Source organism: Neobacillus bataviensis LMG 21833, from assembly GCF_000307875.1.
Lineage (GTDB): Bacteria > Bacillota > Bacilli > Bacillales > Cytobacillaceae > Neobacillus > Neobacillus bataviensis.
Genome location: NZ_AJLS01000009.1, coordinates 1 through 17,914, shown reverse-complemented (window position 1 = coordinate 17,914; position 17,914 = coordinate 1). Strand labels below are relative to the sequence as shown.

General features: G+C 32.0%; 15 protein-coding genes. 4 read left to right on the top strand and 11 right to left on the bottom strand.

Annotated features, from left to right (window positions below; all coding sequences use genetic code 11):
- Position 1 precedes the first annotated feature (1 nt).
- The 9 genes from BABA_RS01570 to BABA_RS01530 all read right to left on the bottom strand — a co-directional run bounded on the left by BABA_RS01570 (position 2) and on the right by BABA_RS01530 (position 10,927).
- The gene (locus tag BABA_RS01570; protein ID WP_007083363.1) at positions 2-898 is read right to left on the bottom strand and encodes a glycosyltransferase family 2 protein; all 897 of its coding nucleotides are present in this window, start codon (positions 896-898) and stop codon (positions 2-4) included.
- A 463-nt stretch (positions 899-1,361) separates the two neighbouring features.
- Complete coding sequence (locus tag BABA_RS01565; RefSeq protein ID WP_007083362.1) at positions 1,362-1,778, bottom strand: hypothetical protein; 417 nt, start codon at positions 1,776-1,778, stop codon at positions 1,362-1,364.
- A 65-nt stretch (positions 1,779-1,843) separates the two neighbouring features.
- Positions 1,844-3,262, bottom strand: a complete 1,419-nt coding sequence (locus BABA_RS01560) for a lipopolysaccharide biosynthesis protein (protein ID WP_007083361.1) — start codon at positions 3,260-3,262, stop codon at positions 1,844-1,846.
- 106 nt (positions 3,263-3,368) lie between these two features.
- Complete coding sequence (locus tag BABA_RS01555) at positions 3,369-4,709, bottom strand: UDP-glucose dehydrogenase family protein (RefSeq protein WP_040344884.1); 1,341 nt, start codon at positions 4,707-4,709, stop codon at positions 3,369-3,371.
- A gap of 118 nt (positions 4,710-4,827) precedes the next feature.
- Positions 4,828-6,084, bottom strand: coding sequence for an O-antigen polymerase (locus BABA_RS01550; RefSeq protein WP_007083359.1), 1,257 nt, complete (start codon positions 6,082-6,084; stop codon positions 4,828-4,830).
- 164 nt (positions 6,085-6,248) lie between these two features.
- Positions 6,249-6,998 (bottom strand): glycosyltransferase family 2 protein, encoded by a 750-nt coding sequence (locus tag BABA_RS01545; RefSeq protein WP_007083358.1) that lies wholly within the window; start codon positions 6,996-6,998, stop codon positions 6,249-6,251.
- 54 nt (positions 6,999-7,052) lie between these two features.
- A complete protein-coding gene (locus BABA_RS01540) occupies positions 7,053-7,745 on the bottom strand; it encodes a sugar transferase (protein WP_007083357.1) in 693 nt (230 codons plus the stop codon).
- A gap of 42 nt (positions 7,746-7,787) precedes the next feature.
- On the bottom strand, positions 7,788-9,008 hold the full coding sequence (locus BABA_RS01535) for a DegT/DnrJ/EryC1/StrS family aminotransferase (RefSeq protein ID WP_007083356.1): 1,221 nt from the start codon (positions 9,006-9,008) through the stop codon (positions 7,788-7,790).
- Between the two features lie 89 nt (positions 9,009-9,097).
- Positions 9,098-10,927 carry a polysaccharide biosynthesis protein gene (locus BABA_RS01530; protein ID WP_040344883.1) on the bottom strand — a complete coding sequence of 610 codons (1,830 nt, stop codon included), beginning with the start codon at positions 10,925-10,927 and terminating at the stop codon, positions 9,098-9,100.
- Between the two features lie 433 nt (positions 10,928-11,360).
- Here BABA_RS01530 and tagU point away from each other — a divergent pair, with 433 nt between their 5' ends.
- Entirely contained in the window at positions 11,361-12,296 is a 936-nt protein-coding gene (gene tagU, locus BABA_RS01525; protein ID WP_007083354.1) for a polyisoprenyl-teichoic acid--peptidoglycan teichoic acid transferase TagU, read from the top strand.
- A 322-nt stretch (positions 12,297-12,618) separates the two neighbouring features.
- Here the strand turns inward: tagU and BABA_RS26295 are convergent, their stop codons facing one another.
- Both BABA_RS26295 and BABA_RS27475 read right to left on the bottom strand, forming a co-directional pair.
- A complete protein-coding gene (locus BABA_RS26295; RefSeq protein WP_007083353.1) occupies positions 12,619-12,732 on the bottom strand; it encodes a peptidoglycan-binding domain-containing protein in 114 nt (37 codons plus the stop codon).
- A 358-nt stretch (positions 12,733-13,090) separates the two neighbouring features.
- Positions 13,091-13,321 carry a hypothetical protein gene (locus tag BABA_RS27475; RefSeq protein ID WP_211214149.1) on the bottom strand — a complete coding sequence of 77 codons (231 nt, stop codon included), beginning with the start codon at positions 13,319-13,321 and terminating at the stop codon, positions 13,091-13,093.
- Positions 13,322-13,666: 345 nt separating this feature from the next.
- Between BABA_RS27475 and BABA_RS01515 the strand changes: the two genes are divergently transcribed.
- The 3 genes from BABA_RS01515 to BABA_RS01505 form a co-directional block, all read left to right on the top strand.
- A complete protein-coding gene (locus BABA_RS01515; RefSeq protein ID WP_007083351.1) occupies positions 13,667-15,286 on the top strand; it encodes a transglycosylase domain-containing protein in 1,620 nt (539 codons plus the stop codon).
- 32 nt (positions 15,287-15,318) lie between these two features.
- Entirely contained in the window at positions 15,319-17,598 is a 2,280-nt protein-coding gene (locus BABA_RS01510; protein WP_007083350.1) for an O-antigen ligase family protein, read from the top strand.
- Positions 17,599-17,732: 134 nt separating this feature from the next.
- A partial coding sequence (locus BABA_RS01505; protein ID WP_040344881.1) for a hypothetical protein occupies positions 17,733-17,914 on the top strand: 182 nt, incomplete at its 3' end.

Below are 17,914 nucleotides of genomic sequence, written 5' to 3'. Positions count from 1 at the left end.
CTCACCCTATGATTTTTTTAACAAACAATCTAAGAACCCAATAATCTACTAAAATAAGCGGATTGACTGCTATGGAACCTTTTAAAAGTTCAAATGATCTTTTAAATTTTCTATCTTTAAGATTGTAATAACTATAAAGAAAAGTGTTATATGCTTTAATTCTTCTATAGAAATAAATACTGTATTTTTTGATTATAATTTCCTTATGTTTTTCAATGATTTCTATCTTACACTGATACATTTTGTCATAGTTATAACTATTATTGCTATCATGCAGTCTGTATCGAATTAAAGGATCCTCTATATATTTAATTCTTATATTTTCAATTGTAAACACTCTAATCCAATAGTCCCAGTCATCTGCACCGCTGCCACTTAAAGATTCATGAAATAATCCAATTTTATCAACAATTGATTTTCTTATGCCTATTTGGGAAGGGGAAATAATAAAGTTTTGCTCTAATAGTCGTTTTAAACCATTATTCTCATTATTTATTTCCGTTTGTTTATTATCATAGATTTTCCCATTTACGATTTTATTTAAAATAATATGCCCATTTGTATACACAAAGTCCGATGTCTCTAGTCCCTGAACAACATTTTTCAAGTAATTATTTTCCCACATATCATCCTGATCAATGAAGCATATAAATTCACCATTACTTTTATTAATTCCATAACTCCTGGCTGAAGCTACACCACCATTTTCTTTATAATAATACTTAATTTTAGAAGATTTAATTTGTTCAATAACAAACTCGCTCTTATCTTTAGAACCATCATTTACTATTATTAATTCAAAATCATTATAGGTTTGATTAAGTACACTATTAATACAATCTGGTAAAAATTTTTCTCCATTATATACTGGCAAAATAATTGAAATTTTAACTTCCATGATTATTCGAACCAACCTTAACTTATATTTTTAAAACCAAAAACTATAAACAAAAAGCGTATAATGCACAAATTAAAAGGAATTATTATAAAGTTACCAAAAAACGATACGGTTAAATGTGTTAAAAAATATATTTAACAATTTAGTAAGGAATCCTCATTATAAAAAAAACTATTATAACATAGAATTTTGTTAAAGTTTGGTGTTTTTAGTCAGATTTTTATCTTAACTCTTACTCATTTTACACCTTTTTGTAAATTTTTGTAGATAAAAATCGAAATTGGAATTTATTTTCTACCTTTCGAAAATAAAGGAAAGCAACATAGTTGTTTAAAGATAATTATGGACTTTGTAAAAAAATAATTAAATTTCATATCCATTCAACAAAAATGCCACAGTTGAAGGACTGTGGCAGATCAAATTATAAATACTCCCTCCATGAAAAGATTAAGAAAAGGAGAATTTATCGACTCCATCTTTCCGGTCGGGTCTTCTTTTTTGTCTTTTTATAGAGAAAAGTTATAGCAAATTTAATTGCAAGATAGATGAATAAAAATAATAAAAATCCGTAAAGCCCTACAACAATGTCCTTAAACTCCATATTACCCCTGCCAGTGATTTTCTGTTCAATTTCTATTGCAAACACTATCACTAATAATACTGTAAAAGTATATATAAATGAAATTGCAGTTATACTCCATTTTGCAATAATTTTAAAAATAAACTGTGTAAATAGGAAAATAACGATTCCTATTATTCCAATAACCCAGAAATGAAGGTCTTTATCAGAGAATTGATATCCAAACCAACTAGTTAGAGCCAAAATAAAGTCGTGAATATTATTTACTATCAGTGCAATTAATTCTATTATTTTTTCCATCCATTTAAATCCTTTTAAAGTATTTAATATAATTTTATCACCAGATTAAAACCTTTATTGCCCTCTTAACCCCTTGCCAATTGTTTCACATTTATAAATGTTGTATTAATATCTTTTCTTTTAATCAATAAATATAATAAATACCCAAATAAATAGGAAACTATTCCAATTCCAGGCGACAAAAACCAACCTGTTAAAATGAATACTAGAGTCATCACTAGCTCAAGTATTATATCTTTTTGAACAGAGATATTAAGTATCTTAGATAAATAAACTTCAGCTATTGCACATCGAAACGCTAAAAGTATGACAATTGAAACAATGGCAAATGACAGATTTTTAAACACAATTGTGAAAAAGGCCGTTAGAACCAAACTAAATAGGACTGAGACTATATTAATGGTAAGCATCCATTTCTCTTTACGCAATGTTTTTAAATAGGTATTGATCAATAACGACATTTTCCCTTCAAATACACACATTGGAAAGAGGAGAGCCATATACATTAAGCTTACTTCATATTGAGGTAACCAAACAGATAATATTACTTTTAACGGAAAGTAAACCATGAGTAACCCAAGCAAAGGAGCCATTAATGTAGTTCTCATCGTTTTATATATGTTTGGAAGCATCTCCTGATTCGTCCGTCTTAATACTGGGAACATTATTACTCCAACAGCACTGATAAATACCATCATTAGGTTAGAAATTACAAGAGTCAGCGAAACTTTTCCAAATGTTGCAACGTCCCAAGTGCGTTCAATCCCAAATTGAACAATCCCTATAATCAGCATGCTAGCTATATTTGAAAACATCAGTTTTATTCCAACTCTAATATTTTCATAAGTTTCTTTAAGATCAAAATAAAACGTAGTTACTTTTTTAAATACAATATCTTTACAAGAATATATTGAGTAAAATAAAGAAATAAACTTTCCTGCTAAATCCGCTACTATCAGTATCTTATACTCTCTAACACCCACTAATAAGAACAACAGAATCAATAAGCAATATAGTACCCTTTCCATCATTGTTATTTGTGCATACTCTTTAATTCTATTTGTACCTTGTAGGATATAAATTAACATAAATCTAACGTTAACTATCAATAAGCAAAGTGCAGTCATTATAAGTATGAATGACCTATTAGTATCTGTGCTAAAGGTTATTGAAAGACAAATTACAAAAACACTTATTATAATCTGGAAAATCACTAGCATCCAAAACTGCGAAAAGAATAGATTTTTATTTAAATCATTATATTCCTTGCCACCGTATCTAAGATATATCCCATCATTCCAGCCAAAATGCAAGAAACCAACATAGGAAGAATAAAATAGGTATAGCTGCCAATAACCATAATCTTCTACACCTAATAACTTGGGAACAATAAGTATTACTATTGTTGAAATGATCAATGATATTAAATTAGATGATAGAGTATATGAAAAATTTTTCAAGAATGTTACTGCCTTATTATTCAACACATATCCCTCATCATAAGTTTATTTGCATTTAATACTTTAGAAATAACTAAAACAATATGCCCTAATTACTGATACATGAAATTTTCCAGAATTCAATATTTTATTATTTCATTACTGAGAGTTTCATACCGGTAGAGTATTCCATATTATTTACCTTTTTCCTGCCGATAGAATCATAAACAATTCCGGCTTCTTCAGCGCTCTCCAAACTATAACAATTTCTTCCATCTATAACGATTGGACAGTTCATTAGCTTTGAATAATTACTTATATCAAACTGCTTAACTTCGGGCCATTCAGTGAAAATAAAACATAAATCTGCATTGGTAATAGCTTCCTCTATAGACTGACAATATCTTACTTGAGTAGAGAAATTCTTTCGGAAATTATCCGCCCCTACAGGATCCCATACTCGAACATTCGCTCCATCTTCAAGTAAAATAGGAATGTTCACTAATGAAGGAGCTTCTCTTAAATCATCTGTTCCAGGTTTAAATGTTAAGCCCAATATTGCAACTTCAAGATTATTAAAACTATCATAATACTTTCTAGCTTTTTTAATTAATTTTATTTTTTGATTTTCATTTACTTCAATTGTTGCCTTAATTGTCTTTATTTCATAATCATTAAAGTTTGCAAGCCAATGAAGTGCTTTAGTATCCTTTGGAAAACATGAACCACCGTATCCTATCCCCGCATTTAAAAACTGTCCACCTATACGCGGATCCATGCCCATTCCCTGTACTACATCTTCAATATTAGCATCCACAATTTCACATAGGTTTGCTATTTCGTTAATATATGAAATCTTTAATGCCAAGAAATCGTTAGAAGCATATTTAATCATTTCTGCACTTCTTCTATCCGTTACTACATAAGGAATATTAAAAGGATCATATACCTTTTTCATTATCATTTCTGCATGTTTCGATTCGACACCTAAGACCATTCTTTTTGCATATAATGTATCTTTTATTGCAGTTCCTTGTGATAAGAATTCAGGATTAGATACAACAGAAATACTCACATCATTTTTTAAGTTCTCAATAATTAACTGCTCTATTTTATCATTTGTCCCGACGGGAACTGTAGACTTTACGACTATTACACAATTTTCTTCAATTGTATGTGCAATTTGTATTGCCACTTCATTTACAAATTCCAGGTTTGCAGAGCCAGACTTATTCTCTGGTGTCCCCACACCTATAAAGATGACTTCTGCATTCTTATATGCTTCAACATAGTCAGATGTATAAATAAGGCTTTCTTTATTCTTAAGCATTAGGTCTTGTAAACCTTGTTCATAAATTGGAGAAATTCCTTGCTTCATTAAATCTATTTTATCTTGATTTATATCAACACATGTAACGTTATGGCCCTTTTCTGCGAGACATACAGCAGTAACTAAGCCGACATATCCGGTACCAGCAACAGCAATTTTCATAATATCACATCCTATTTTTTTAATATTCATTGACTTTTAAATCCTAAAATAACAATAATATCAATCTTTTATCAGCTTTAACATAACAAATATTTCCTTAAGTTAGCAATTATGAAAACTAACCCTTTTCATCAATACGTCTCATTTTAAATAAAAGGCTAAAAATTAAAAGTAGCCCACACGAAATAAAAAAGGCTCCAAAACTAAAAGCATTATATATTGGTGTGTAAAATAACCAAGCTAGCAAGTATACCTTTAGACAGTTGTAAAAAAATGTTTGTTTTTTAAAAATATAACCAAAAATAACACCAAAGATTACCGGAAATATAATCAATCCAACCAATCCAAAATCACCAATAATATCCTTGATAATTGAAAAGATATTGTAATCAAACGGTATATGGGCCGATGGTTCAATTAAATTAACTCTATTAAAATTAAATATTCTAGAGAATATATTAAAAACGGGTGTAAACATCTTTTCTCCATATGTTAAATTATTTGACCCGATATTCTCGAAATATTCACTTAAGTAATCATCTAATGCAAAAATCGAGCTAAAGTAATAAATGAAATATGATATAACAGGGTTTAAAAAAGATGGAAGATGAAAATTAAAATATGGAGCATATCTAGAAACAGTTCCTTGGAAATTATCAAATGAACCTCTAATTAATCTAGGTATAAATGTTATTACAAAAACGGAAAATAACATTAAAAAGTGACTTAATTTCAATCGAATATTAAAAACTAAAAACAATGAAACGATGATAAACACTGAATAAATTAAACTTATTCTGCCAAACGATAATAAGTCAGTTAAAGCAATTAATATCAAAGCTAAACCTGACAAAAGTAAATACTTTTTATTATTTGTTTTAATGAACATGCACATAATTATAGTTAATAAAGCAGTGCCTGTATTATTAAAGTACATAATAAGAGGATTTACGATATCGGCTTTTGAGCCAATTGATGACTCCCTAATTGTATAAGCATTTTTTATAATAAATTTGATTCCACCATAGCTTTGGATCTGAATCCCCCAAGTATACGAAATCGTAATAATTAATAATATTAACCAAGGGATAATCACAATATTGGGTGATATTAATATTTTCGAAGTACCTATTACATTGAATATTTTAATTTTCCTAGAAAGGGCAGTAAATATATTTTCCTTATTCGTAAAGTAAGCTGATAATTTTGTTTTTTTATTCATAAAATAAGCTGATAGAGTAAATAATATCATATAAAGAAAATAAATAATTATAGTCCTAAAACTGATTTTATCATAATCGATAAATATATTTCCCATCATACTTATAACAAAATAACTTGAGTAAAACAAAAAAACAACTTTATAAATTTGCATATAATCCCTCCACACCTCACGAATTTCTACTTCTTCCTCTTTTTTTGTGAACTTATGAACAAGCACTTAATTAGTGTTTGTTTTTAAATGGATTTGGGGAAGCGCGGATTCGTCATTTTTTTCATTCAATTTATATTGTTCAAATAATGTATTTTTCATAAGAATTATTTAATTTTAAATATCTTTATAAATCCCCAACAAGACAAATGAAATATAGAACGTATAACTGATAGATTTTCTATTTTTCGATATAAGTACCAGTGATACTTAATTAAGTCTATTTTATTGCTAGATATTGAATTACTTCTAATTCTATATTGCATTAAAACATCGGACATACCGTGGATATACTTCTCTTTCTTCAACATCCGTAACCAAAGTGCATCGTCGTTACGCTTTCTAATATTTGGAACAACAAACTTACCCAATTTTTTTACATCATACATAACAGTCGAATTACCTACAGGACAACTTAATAATACACCGTTATAATTCGTTTTTGTTTTGGTTTTAATAGTTTTATTTAATTTCTTCCCAACCTCATCAATCTGTTCATATGCTGTACAAGAAAAAGCATATTTATTCTCTTTCATAAAGGATAACTGTCTCGCTAATTTATCCTTACTCCATAAATCGTCACTATCCAAAAATGCCATATATGCGCCTGATGCCAACTCCATCGCCTTAGTTCTAGCAACAGCAGCACCGGAATTTTCTTGAAGCAAATGATATTTTATTCGCCTATCTTCATTAATATATTCCTTAACAACATCTTTTGTATTATCAGTGGAACAATCATCAACAATAATCATTTCCCAATTCTGATACGTTTGACTAATCACCGACTCTATAGTTTCTGCTATAAAATTACCACAATTATATGTTGGTGTTATTATTGAAATTAGATCCTCCATAAATTTATTACCTCATTCATATCATTTTCAAATCGCTAATAGTATTGCATTGTTCTAATCTCTTTTTAAAACAGCAAAAACTGTCTTAAACATCGTTTTTAAATCATTAAAAAAACTATAGTTCTCTAGGCTTTTCAAGTTATATCGCATTTTTTCATGTAAGACATTATTAACATATACCTCATCGGCATTTTTTGCATTACTTAAAAGTCGTTCTTCATCTTTATATTTAATACTAGCTTCAGAGGTAACACCAGCTGGAAGTAGTAGTGTAGCCATCATCTCATCTGTATAACTCGTAACATACTTTACCACCTCAGGCCTTGTCCCAACAAAGCTCATATCACCTGAAATAATATTCAATAATTGCGGAATTTCATCAAGCCTTAGTTTTCTTAAAACCTTACCAATCTTTGTTATCCTTGTATCATTGTTAGTAGTTACTTGAGTACCAATTTTATCGGCATCATTCACCATTGTTCTAAATTTATAGATTCTGAACAATTTTCCATATTGTGTAACCCGTTCTTGCCGGAACATGACAGAACCTTTGGAATCAATTTTTATCGCAATACTTATAATAATGAATACAGGTGATAGACAAATAAAGGTGAGGATAGCAGCTACGATGTCAAATATTCTCTTGGCAAAAAGACTAAATCTTTTCTTATATAAAATATCATAATATTTTTTCACACTATCATTTTTTAAATGATAGGGTAATTTTTCCCATTTTTTTAGTATCACTCTGCTATTCCTCTTTCTGTATTACCAAAGTCTCCATAAAATTTACAGAACCTTTTTCATTACCATTTTAAAACTTGTGCAAACATACTCCACATCTTCATCACTCAATAAAGTATGAAGAGGAAGGGTTAACTCGTTTTTATACACATCAAATGCATTAGGAAAATTCTTTATGTCAAACCCTAAATTTTTATAAGCTGTAAACATAGGTAATGGCTTATAATGAACGTTACAAGCAATTCCAGCCTCAGCCATCTTAATAATTATTTCATTTCTTTCTGGTTCTCCAATTCCAGGAATCCTTGTTAAATATAGATGTCCTGAAGAAGCAAAATCATCCCCATAATGCTTCAATGTTTGAATACCTAATGGCAAAAACGCATTATCATATATTTCGATAATTTCTTTACGTCTTTTCAAAAGATTTTCATACCTATTTATCTGAATCAAACCAATCCCTGCCATAATATCAGTCATATTGCATTTGTAAGCAGGATAAACAATGTCATATTCCCATGCACCTTTTTGAGACTTAGCTAAAGCATCCTTAGATTGACCATGTAAACTATAAAGCATAAATTGATTATATAGCCACTCATCATCTAACCCAAGGCCGCTCCCCCATACAACAGCACCACCCTCAGCTGTTGTCAAATTTTTTACTGCATGGAATGAGAAACAAGTAAAATCTGCAACTTGTCCACATTTCAAACCATTTATTTCAGCCCCAAATGCATGGGCTGCATCTGCCATTACTATTATTCTATTAAACAATTTTTGGATCTCATTGTTGGCTTTAAATAGCTCATTCTTACCTTCAACTATTTCATATATAGTATCGTAATTACATATCTTTCCGCCTAGATCAACAGGAATAATTACCTTCGTCCGCTCTGTAATCGCATCAGGAAGTTTAGTATAATCCATCTCAAATGAATCAGGTGCAGTATCAACCAGTACAATTTTTGCTCCGACATGCTCTATTACGGAAGCAGTTGCTGTATAGGTATATGCTGATGTTATAACCTCATCTCCTGGACCTACTCCTAAAATCCGAAGAGTGAGCTCCATTGCTGCTGTAGCAGAATTTAGGCAAACAGCTTTATTTACACCCACATAATCAGCGATTTTTCTTTCAAACTCTTTAGTTCTGGGTCCAGTTGTTATCCATCCAGACTCCATAGCTTTTATAACCTCTTCAATCTCCAATGCAGTAATGTCCGGCGGAGAGAAAGGTATACTTCTTGCTTTAGTCCCAATCATACTAGTTAACCTCACTTTATTGAGTTTAGGTATTTAATATTCTAAGTCAGTCAAAACTTTGTAGTCTATTTAAGACTACATTTAAATATTTACTGGGTTACTACAGATAACAAAGGTGAACGATCATATTTATTATTTGCTACCGCAATTAATGTTTCACACATTTCATCCTCAGACATTGTTAACAACTTATTAATTAACCGATATAATAGCTCCGCATGGATCACTTTAGTTTTCCCAATATGAATTTTCGGGAATACATGCTCAGCATGAATTTCATTTTCATTCAAAAGCTCTTCGTACATTTTTTCCCCTGGACGAAGTCCACTATACTGAATCCCTATATCTTCAACTGAAAAGCCAGACAACCTTATTAAGTTTTTAGCTAAGTCGACAATTTTCACTGGCTCTCCCATATCAAGTACAAATACTTCTCCGCCTTTTGCCAGTGTTCCAGCTTGAATCACGAGCCGTGAAGCCTCAGGTATAGTCATAAAATACCTAGTCATTTCCGGGTGAGTAACCGTAAGGGGGCCACCTGTCTGTATTTGCCTTTTAAATAGTGGAATTACGCTACCACGGCTGCCTAGAACGTTACCAAAACGAACCGCCACAAATTTTGTATTACTATTTTTTGCTAAACTCTGAATAATTAGTTCAGCAAAACGTTTTGTAGCTCCCATCACATTTGTAGGATTCACTGCCTTATCCGAAGATATCAATACAAAAGTATTTACATTATAGGTTTCAGCTGCTTCTGCTACATTTTTTGTTCCAAGAATATTATTTTTCACTGCTTCTCTCGGATTATATTCCATTAATGGTACATGTTTATGTGCTGCAGCATGGTATACCATAAACGGAAGATGCTCTTCCATAATTTCAAATATTCTCATCCGGTCTTGGATATCTCCTATTACTGGAACTATTTCTATTCGGTCTGCATAGTTTTTACGAAGCTCCATATCAATCTGATAAATACTATTTTCACCATGCCCTACCAATACTATTTTTTGGGGATTAAACTTACAAATCTGCCTGCAAATTTCAGAACCTATTGATCCTCCTGCACCAGTAACTAACACCGTTTTTCCTGTTACATACTCTGAGATACTCTCAATATCTAACTCTACCGTTTCTCTTCCTAATAAATCCTCCACTTGAACATCACGGAACTCATTTACAGAAAGTTTGCCAGTCATTAAATCTTCAATCATCGGAAGAATCTGTGTTTTGGCACTTGTTTTAGAACATTCCTCAAAAATGCGATTTAAACTCTTTTTACTTAATGATGGGATAGCGATAATAATATTATCAACTTCCAACTTTTCAACTACCTCGCATATCTTCGAAGAGTCACCCACAACTGGAATATCTAATATTTGCATCTTATATTTTTGGGAATCATCATCAATAAAAGCAATAGGTTTTAGTTCGGAGTTTTTACTTTTTATTAATTGGCGTGCAACCATGACACCGGCAGAACCAGCACCAATAATCAATGTTTTTTTTGAGTCACTAGAAACACTTAAAAAGCCATCACGATAAATTCTCCATATGAATCGAATTCCACCAATAGATAAAACTAGCAGCATCCACAAACTTACTTGAATTCTAAAATGAAAGTAGTTATTAAAAAAATATTCACCTAATCCTTGTATGAGGGTCGCAAGTGTCACGGCCTTAACAACTGCAAGTAACTCGTGCGTACTTGCATACTCCCATACCTTATTATAAAGTCGATAATAAAATGCAAATACTAGATAACTAATTAGAAGTAAAATGGTTCCAATATTAAAAGTATCTGCTAAAGTCAGATTTAGTGCGGGATGCATCAAAATATGACTACCAAGTACACAAGATAAAATTACAAGTGAGTCTATAACAATTAATATTGTCACCCTTTTAGAATAGCTCAATCTAAATACGCCCCCGAATTAAGAAGTATAGTACTAATGAAGTATTTTTTTACCTTTATCGAAAGGTAATAATATATTTTCTTTAATTTTCTGTAAAAAATACCATTAAATATTATATCATAGTTTTTGTCGATAAATGGCACTTATAATCAAAACTTCGCACTTTATGAAATTGTTTACCTTTAATATTAAACAATAAAACAAAGAAAATAACTAGTCTATTTCTCCCATTTACATATCTTTACAACGAAATTTTATATTTCTTACCTATATATCAATACATTGGTGTACTTTCCAAGTATTGGACTATTTTTCTATTTTTCCTTATAGGTCAATATAATATTTCATACAGGTTCAAATAAATGTATATTCTTTCGACAAAATCTGCTAATCTAATATATAGTTTTTACTAATAAATATAGGAGGAATCTTTATGAGGGTAGAACAAAAAAAGCAAAAGAAAAAAAGAAAATGGCTTCGTAATACAGGCATTATTTTATTAATACTTTTAATTGGAATTGGGGCTTACGCCTTTTCTGTATATAGATCTTTGACTACTGCTGTTGAAACCATGCATCAACCTTTAGAAAGAAATAAATCAGATAAACGCACAGAACAAGTATCCTTGGAAAGTAAGCAGCCATTCTCGGTTCTTATGCTGGGAGTTGATCAGCGAAGTGGTGATAAGGGACGGTCTGATACTATGATTGTCTTGGCTGTTAATCCAAATTTAAATTCAGTAAAAATGATAAGCATTCCACGTGATACTCGCACTGAAATTATTGGTAAAGGAAAAATAGACAAAATTAATCATGCTTATGCCTATGGTAATGAAGAAATGGCAATGAAAACAGTTGAGAACTTTTTAGATATACCGATTGATTACTTTGTAAGAGTGAACATGGATGGATTTAAAGAAATTATCGATGCTGTCGGTGGAATTACTGTAAACAATGATTTAGATTTTTCTCAGGATGGTTATCATTTTCCAAAAGGCCCAGTCAATTTAGATGGTAATAAAGCTTTAGCTTATATCCAAATGAGATATGAGGATCCCCGTGGTGACTTTGGTCGACAATTACGTCAACGTGAAATTATTCAAGGTATCCTGAGCGAAGGCGCTAGTCTCTCTTCGCTTACTAAATACCAAAGTATTTTTTCGGCTCTCGGTAATAATGTCCGAACCAATCTTACTTTTGACCAAATGAATAAGATTCAAAGAAATTACCGAAGCGCTGCTGGTAATGTCCAACAAATGAGTATTAAAGGTAGCGGAACAAAAATTAGCGGTATTTATTATTATATCGTTCCTGATGACGAAAAGGCGCGCATTCAAACCGATATAAAAGCACAATTAGAACTAAAATAAAGAAAATAAACTCCTTCCAGATTAATATTTGGGGGAGTTTTTTGGTTTTGATTTATATTCCTAAAAAATAGCTTGGATTTGACTCTAACATTGATTTCTCTATAATGTATAATCCTCCAAGGATTGATCATGCTTTTAAGACGATTACAAAAAAATTAAAGCATTAATAACTCCATGCCCTTTTTAGCATTATTACGTATTTTCACTTGCTAATTCTATTGTGAAAATCCACAAACCTTTTAATTATGTATAGTCCCCTTCGTGGTCTTCCAGTGAAGGAGAGGAGTATTCTTAACTAAAACTTAAGCTACCAAGTATTTGGTCATACAATTCCATCATTACTTGACCAGTGCCGTTTTTGAAATGATTTTACGGCTACTTCTGTGTCCTTACCAAATGTACCATCCGCTGTCACACCTACTATATGTTGAACCATTTTTACAAACTCCCTTTTGGCTCCTTTCCTTATTAATGTTCTCAGATAGGATTGGGCTGATTAGTTTCTAATCAATGATAACCACTGTCCATTAATACAAATAATCCAGTTGGTCTGCCTACATTATGCCACTCATTTACATTTGCATATGCATCAAATATTTCACCCTTACGAGCTATTTCTTGTGACTGCTGCTCTTAAATTGGGCGCCTATCTAATATTCAATCCATCAACAATAACCTTTAATTTATACCATTTTCCCCACTTCGAAGATTTCTTGGGCAGTTTTTGCCCGTGCAGTGATTATGCTGGACGACATTTGAGATTGAAATATTAAATTGCCCCATCAGTTGCTTTGTTACCACATCTTTATTCTGAACATTCTTTTGAAAATACCCATCAGCATTAACTCAAATTTCAATGTGAATGGACTTCTTATTGCCCGGCCGTTACTGCCATCACCGGCAGCAAAGGCCATTTCGTCGAACGGAATTGAAAGGATTGCTTGATGATCATCAATTTGTAGGTGCCATGATGCGGCACAGTCATTTCCCCTCTCTTGTAGTCGTGTGGGCGTTTTCATCTGCACCTGGGTTGTCTGTTTCATGGATGGTGATGTATTTAGGGATCATTTTTATAACCGGACAAGTCCCTTTGTTAGAAGCAGGAATAAATCGTTGAATACTATTTATTCATATCCTCTCCTTTAAATACTATATATGCTTAAACGTCTCAATTGGTTAGTGATTATTTGAATCATCCACGAATATTGACATCTAAAGTAGGCAGATCCTTTTACCAGAAAGCCATCATTAGGTTTATAGAAGTATCAAAAATCCCGCTATTGTTGTTTTTTCTTACGCACTTTATAGTAAAATAGTTATAGTTTTACTTCTATTCATCTAATAAAACAATAAGGGTTAGGAGATTTACTTTGAAGACGTTCACCATTAAAAAGAAATATAGCGTTATTGCTATTAGTGTACTTGTATGTTGTTTCATTATTTTTGTATCTATTGAATTATTTTCTATTAAAAAGAGCATCGAGCAAAAACATCATATTATGGTTAAGGATGGTAGCGGAGAAAATATTTTTACGGAGAAAGAAATAAAATCGGCCAGAGAAATCCCGTCTATGATTTCAACTTACATTAACAAAGAAGAAAAGATAAAAACCTTACCGTCCATGCTTTTTCCGAATCATTACTTAAAACAAGTAGAAACAGGACTTTTAACAAGCACTATCTATTCCCAAAATGAATTATTAACTATTTTTGTAAACAATGTCTACTTTGATTATGGAATTGTCGGGATGTCCACTGCCTCTGCCTATTACTTAAATAAAAGTTTAGATAAAACCAGCAAGGTAGAACAGTTTTACCTCTTAGCTAAAATGGAACAAAAGAAGACAGGAAATATTCAAGAGGACAGCCAAAACTTTTTAAAGAATTTATTAAAAAAAGGGTATTTATCTAAAGAGGAGTATACACAAAGCACAGCCGAAATGGATTCACTCATTCAGTCTCTAAAAGGCCCCCATACGTATGCACAAAGCTACGTTGAACAAACCCTTTGGGAAGCAGAAAAATCATTAGAAATAAGTGAGAGTGAATTAATAAGAAGCGGATACACAATTAACACGAATTTAAACAAAAAAATACAACAAACCCTTTACACCCAGTTTGAGAATAAAGAAAATTTTCCATTACAAGAAAATCCTCAATTAGAAAGTGGAATGGTGATTCTTGATCACCATACTGGAAAAGTCCTTGGTTTAATGGGTGGCAGGGAATATCAAAAAAATGCTCTAAATCGTGCAAGCCAAATCACAAGACAACCAGCATCTACCTTTAAACCGCTAATTGTTTATGCCCCGGCCATTGAATTAGGCTGGAAGCCAACTAGCATACTAAAGGATGTGCCCATTCGGGTTGGAGGTTATAAACCACATAACTTTGACTTTCTTTACAGAAAAGAAGTGTCATTACAAGATACCGTGGCGCATTCCTACAATGTTCCAACTGTCTGGCTTTTATACAAAATTGGACTAGATACAGGGTTAAACTATATCAAAAAATTCGATTTATTTGATATTGATGAGAAAGATGGGTATAAATTAGCGCTTGGCTTTTCCAGTAAAGGAACTTCCCCCCTGGCATTAGCGCAAGCATATACGATTTTTCCAAATGGCGGGAATATGGTAACTGCCCATACGATAAATAGCATACGAGATAACAAAGGGAAACTTATTTATAAAAATAATGTGGAGCATAAAAGAATAATAAAAAAACATACTGCCGATGAAATGAATGCACTTTTGAGAAATGTAGTTACCAATGGTACTGCGAATAAAGCTGATTTAGAGGGAGAGTTTGTTGCAGGAAAAACAGGAACAACTTCCTATGATGGCTGGTTTGTCGGGTATACAAAGAAATATACGGCCGCCGTTTGGATAGGCCCGGATGCAGTGGATCCAGATCATAAATTAATTTTAAACGAGGGCAGTGGAGGCCCTACCACTCTTTTTCATAATGTTATTAAAAGATTGAAATAATGTTCTATTTATATAGGAAGAAGGCTTACAAAATGAAATGGTTTATCTTTGTCATGCTAACCCTTATTTTTTTGATTACACCTTATCAAAAGGGACTTTATTTTAGCTATAATACCTATCCCATAATTATTCTTTTAACTATTAGTTGTTTGTTCTTTATTTTGAGGCTGTTTATTAAAGACGATTCATACCTGTTAAAACGATATCTTGTAGTATTATTGCTGCCATTATGTTATGTCTTTTCCTTTCCCTTTGCGGAAAGCCCCAAAGGAACATGGGATTCTATACTGAGATGGATACTATACACAAGCTTTTTTGTCCTCTTATTATGGACTGCAAGTAAGCCCAAAATAAAAGATTTTCTTGCGCTAGTATTTTCAATACTGGGGGCATTTCTCGCCTTTTCAATGCTGTTAATCTATTATGGTTGGATGGATTATCCAAGTGCCATAATAGTGGGACGATTTGGGGGAGTCTTTCAATATCCAAATACGTTTGGAATGTTGATGGCATTATTCTTTTTCTATTCATTAATCAATCTAACTGAAGGAAAATTAGCAGGAAAATATCTATACTTACACTCATTTTTACTAGTACCATTTATGGTATGCTTCATTCAATCTTATTCAAGAGGGATGATGCTCCTCTTCCCATTTGCCTGGGTTTTGGGGCTCCTCCTGCTGCCACTGCAAAAACAACTAAAATATGTCGCATACAGCTTCATATCAATTATTAGTTCTTTAGTTATTTGCCAATCTATTCTTCTTGGGGAATCGGTACAATCGAAATACCCCGGTTTACTAATTTTTGTACTTATGATCATCATTACTATTACATTATGTACATTAATCAATCAAGGGTTAACAAAAAACTATGAATTTTTCAAAAAAGAAGTCTTAACAAAAGGACGGAGACACTTGATCCTGCCTCTGATTATTTTAGTGATAACCCTAGTAGGACTGTTGGATTTAAAAAATGAGGGGATTATTTATAAAAGTTTACCAGATAAATTACAGGATAGACTTGCTGGAATCAGTTTAGAAACGGGATCAGCTACAGAACGTTTTCTTTTCGTGGACAACGCCTTAAGTATGAGTCAATCCTCCCCCTTTTTCGGATTTGGCGGCGAAGGATGGGCAGCGGTTTATAAACAGTATCAAAATTCCCCCTATATCTCAAACAAAATTCATAATGGATATATGGAGTGGATCATTGATACGGGATGGATAGGCTTTTCGATTTTTTTATTCGTCTTTCTCTATTTCTTTTATTTACTTATAAAATCTTACCGAATTCAAAAAGACTCTGCATTACCTGTAGCTGTCATTGTTGCACTTATCATACTTTTTAGCCATAGTTTTATCGATTTTAATTTTTCATTTGGATCAGTCTGGTTGATTGCCTTTTGGTTATTGGCAATCGGGTTATCAAACACCACAACGATCAAGGAAAGCCCTAAGAAACATTATGGTTCTAAATCCTTCATTAAAATTACTTTCGGGGTATACGCCCTGTTGCTATTGATAGGTTTAATTCAATCCTATAAATTTATGACAGCCAGGCAGATGTTTGAGAAAGCAAATGCGGCAAAATCAATTAGTGTTAAAGAGCATTATTTGACTAAATCAGTTTCTAACGATCCAAAAAATATAAAATATCTAACTGATTTAAGTCTGATTTACTCGACGAAGTTTACTGCAAGCAAGGATCTTATTATCCAACAACAGGTAAAAGATACTTTAAAAAGAATGGTAGAGACGGAGCCGCACAATTCAACTGTCCTTTTTCATGCAGCAAAATTATCTGAAAAGGCAGGCCTATATGACGATGCTTTATCCTATTATAATATGGGGTTAAGTGTTGATCATTTTAATGCAAAACTCTATCAAGATAGTATCGCCCTAAAAGTGAATACAGCTATGAAAAATATAGAGAATCAGAATAGATCTAAAGCTGATAAACTGATATCTTCTGCTTTAGAAGATTACAAAAAGGAAATATACTGGAACGCACAAGTAAATAAAACAAATGCAGGTAAAGCCTTTAACAGTCGGGACTTTCATATCACTCCTGCCACTAAAGACTTTATTTCCCTTGCTTACTTTTTAAAGAAAGACTTTCGCAAAGCTATCGAGTATTCAAAGAAAAATAACAAGAATAAGAATATGAAGCTTACCCTTATTGCGTTGCAAATTATTTCATTTGAAAAAATAGGGGAAATAGAAAAATCCAGCAAAATTCTCCACGATAATCTGCCAAACTACAAAGATCTCACAAAAGTGGTTGGTAGATTGGAAATTTTGGTTAATTAATGTAATTTCATCTGGACATATATGCCAAAAGACCTTATTATTATTAACATAGTGCTTAAATTAAGTTAATAAGGCCTATATCAAATTTTTTAATCGGGGGTGTATAGATTTCTAAGTAAGTAGAAATCTAGAAAATGAAGAAAAAATTATCTTTTTTAAGCGGCTTAGCTGCTGCAGCTCTATTTTTATTTCCATTTGCAACAAATACATATGCTGCCGAAACAAATCCCACTGTGGAGACGGTAGAAGAAAGTTCCAATCTAACTGATACCATATACCTAGAAGAGGTTCCTGGTGATGTTTATTATGAAGACGT

Bases quoted from the DNA above. Each gene is read 5' to 3' on its own strand.
- BABA_RS01570 (WP_007083363.1), bottom strand. From the start codon at position 898: ATGGAAGTTAAAATTTCAATTATTTTGCCAGTATATAATGGAGAAAAA.
- BABA_RS01565 (WP_007083362.1), bottom strand. From the start codon at position 1,778: ATGGAAAAAATAATAGAATTAATTGCACTGATAGTAAATAATATTCAC.
- BABA_RS01555 (WP_040344884.1), bottom strand. From the start codon at position 4,709: ATGAAAATTGCTGTTGCTGGTACCGGATATGTCGGCTTAGTTACTGCT.
- BABA_RS01550 (WP_007083359.1), bottom strand. From the start codon at position 6,084: ATGCAAATTTATAAAGTTGTTTTTTTGTTTTACTCAAGTTATTTTGTT.
- BABA_RS01545 (WP_007083358.1), bottom strand. From the start codon at position 6,998: ATGGAGGATCTAATTTCAATAATAACACCAACATATAATTGTGGTAAT.
- BABA_RS01535 (WP_007083356.1), bottom strand. From the start codon at position 9,008: ATGATTGGGACTAAAGCAAGAAGTATACCTTTCTCTCCGCCGGACATT.
- tagU (WP_007083354.1), top strand. From the start codon at position 11,361: ATGAGGGTAGAACAAAAAAAGCAAAAGAAAAAAAGAAAATGGCTTCGT.
- BABA_RS26295 (WP_007083353.1), bottom strand. From the start codon at position 12,732: ATGGTTCAACATATAGTAGGTGTGACAGCGGATGGTACATTTGGTAAG.
- BABA_RS01510 (WP_007083350.1), top strand. From the start codon at position 15,319: ATGAAATGGTTTATCTTTGTCATGCTAACCCTTATTTTTTTGATTACA.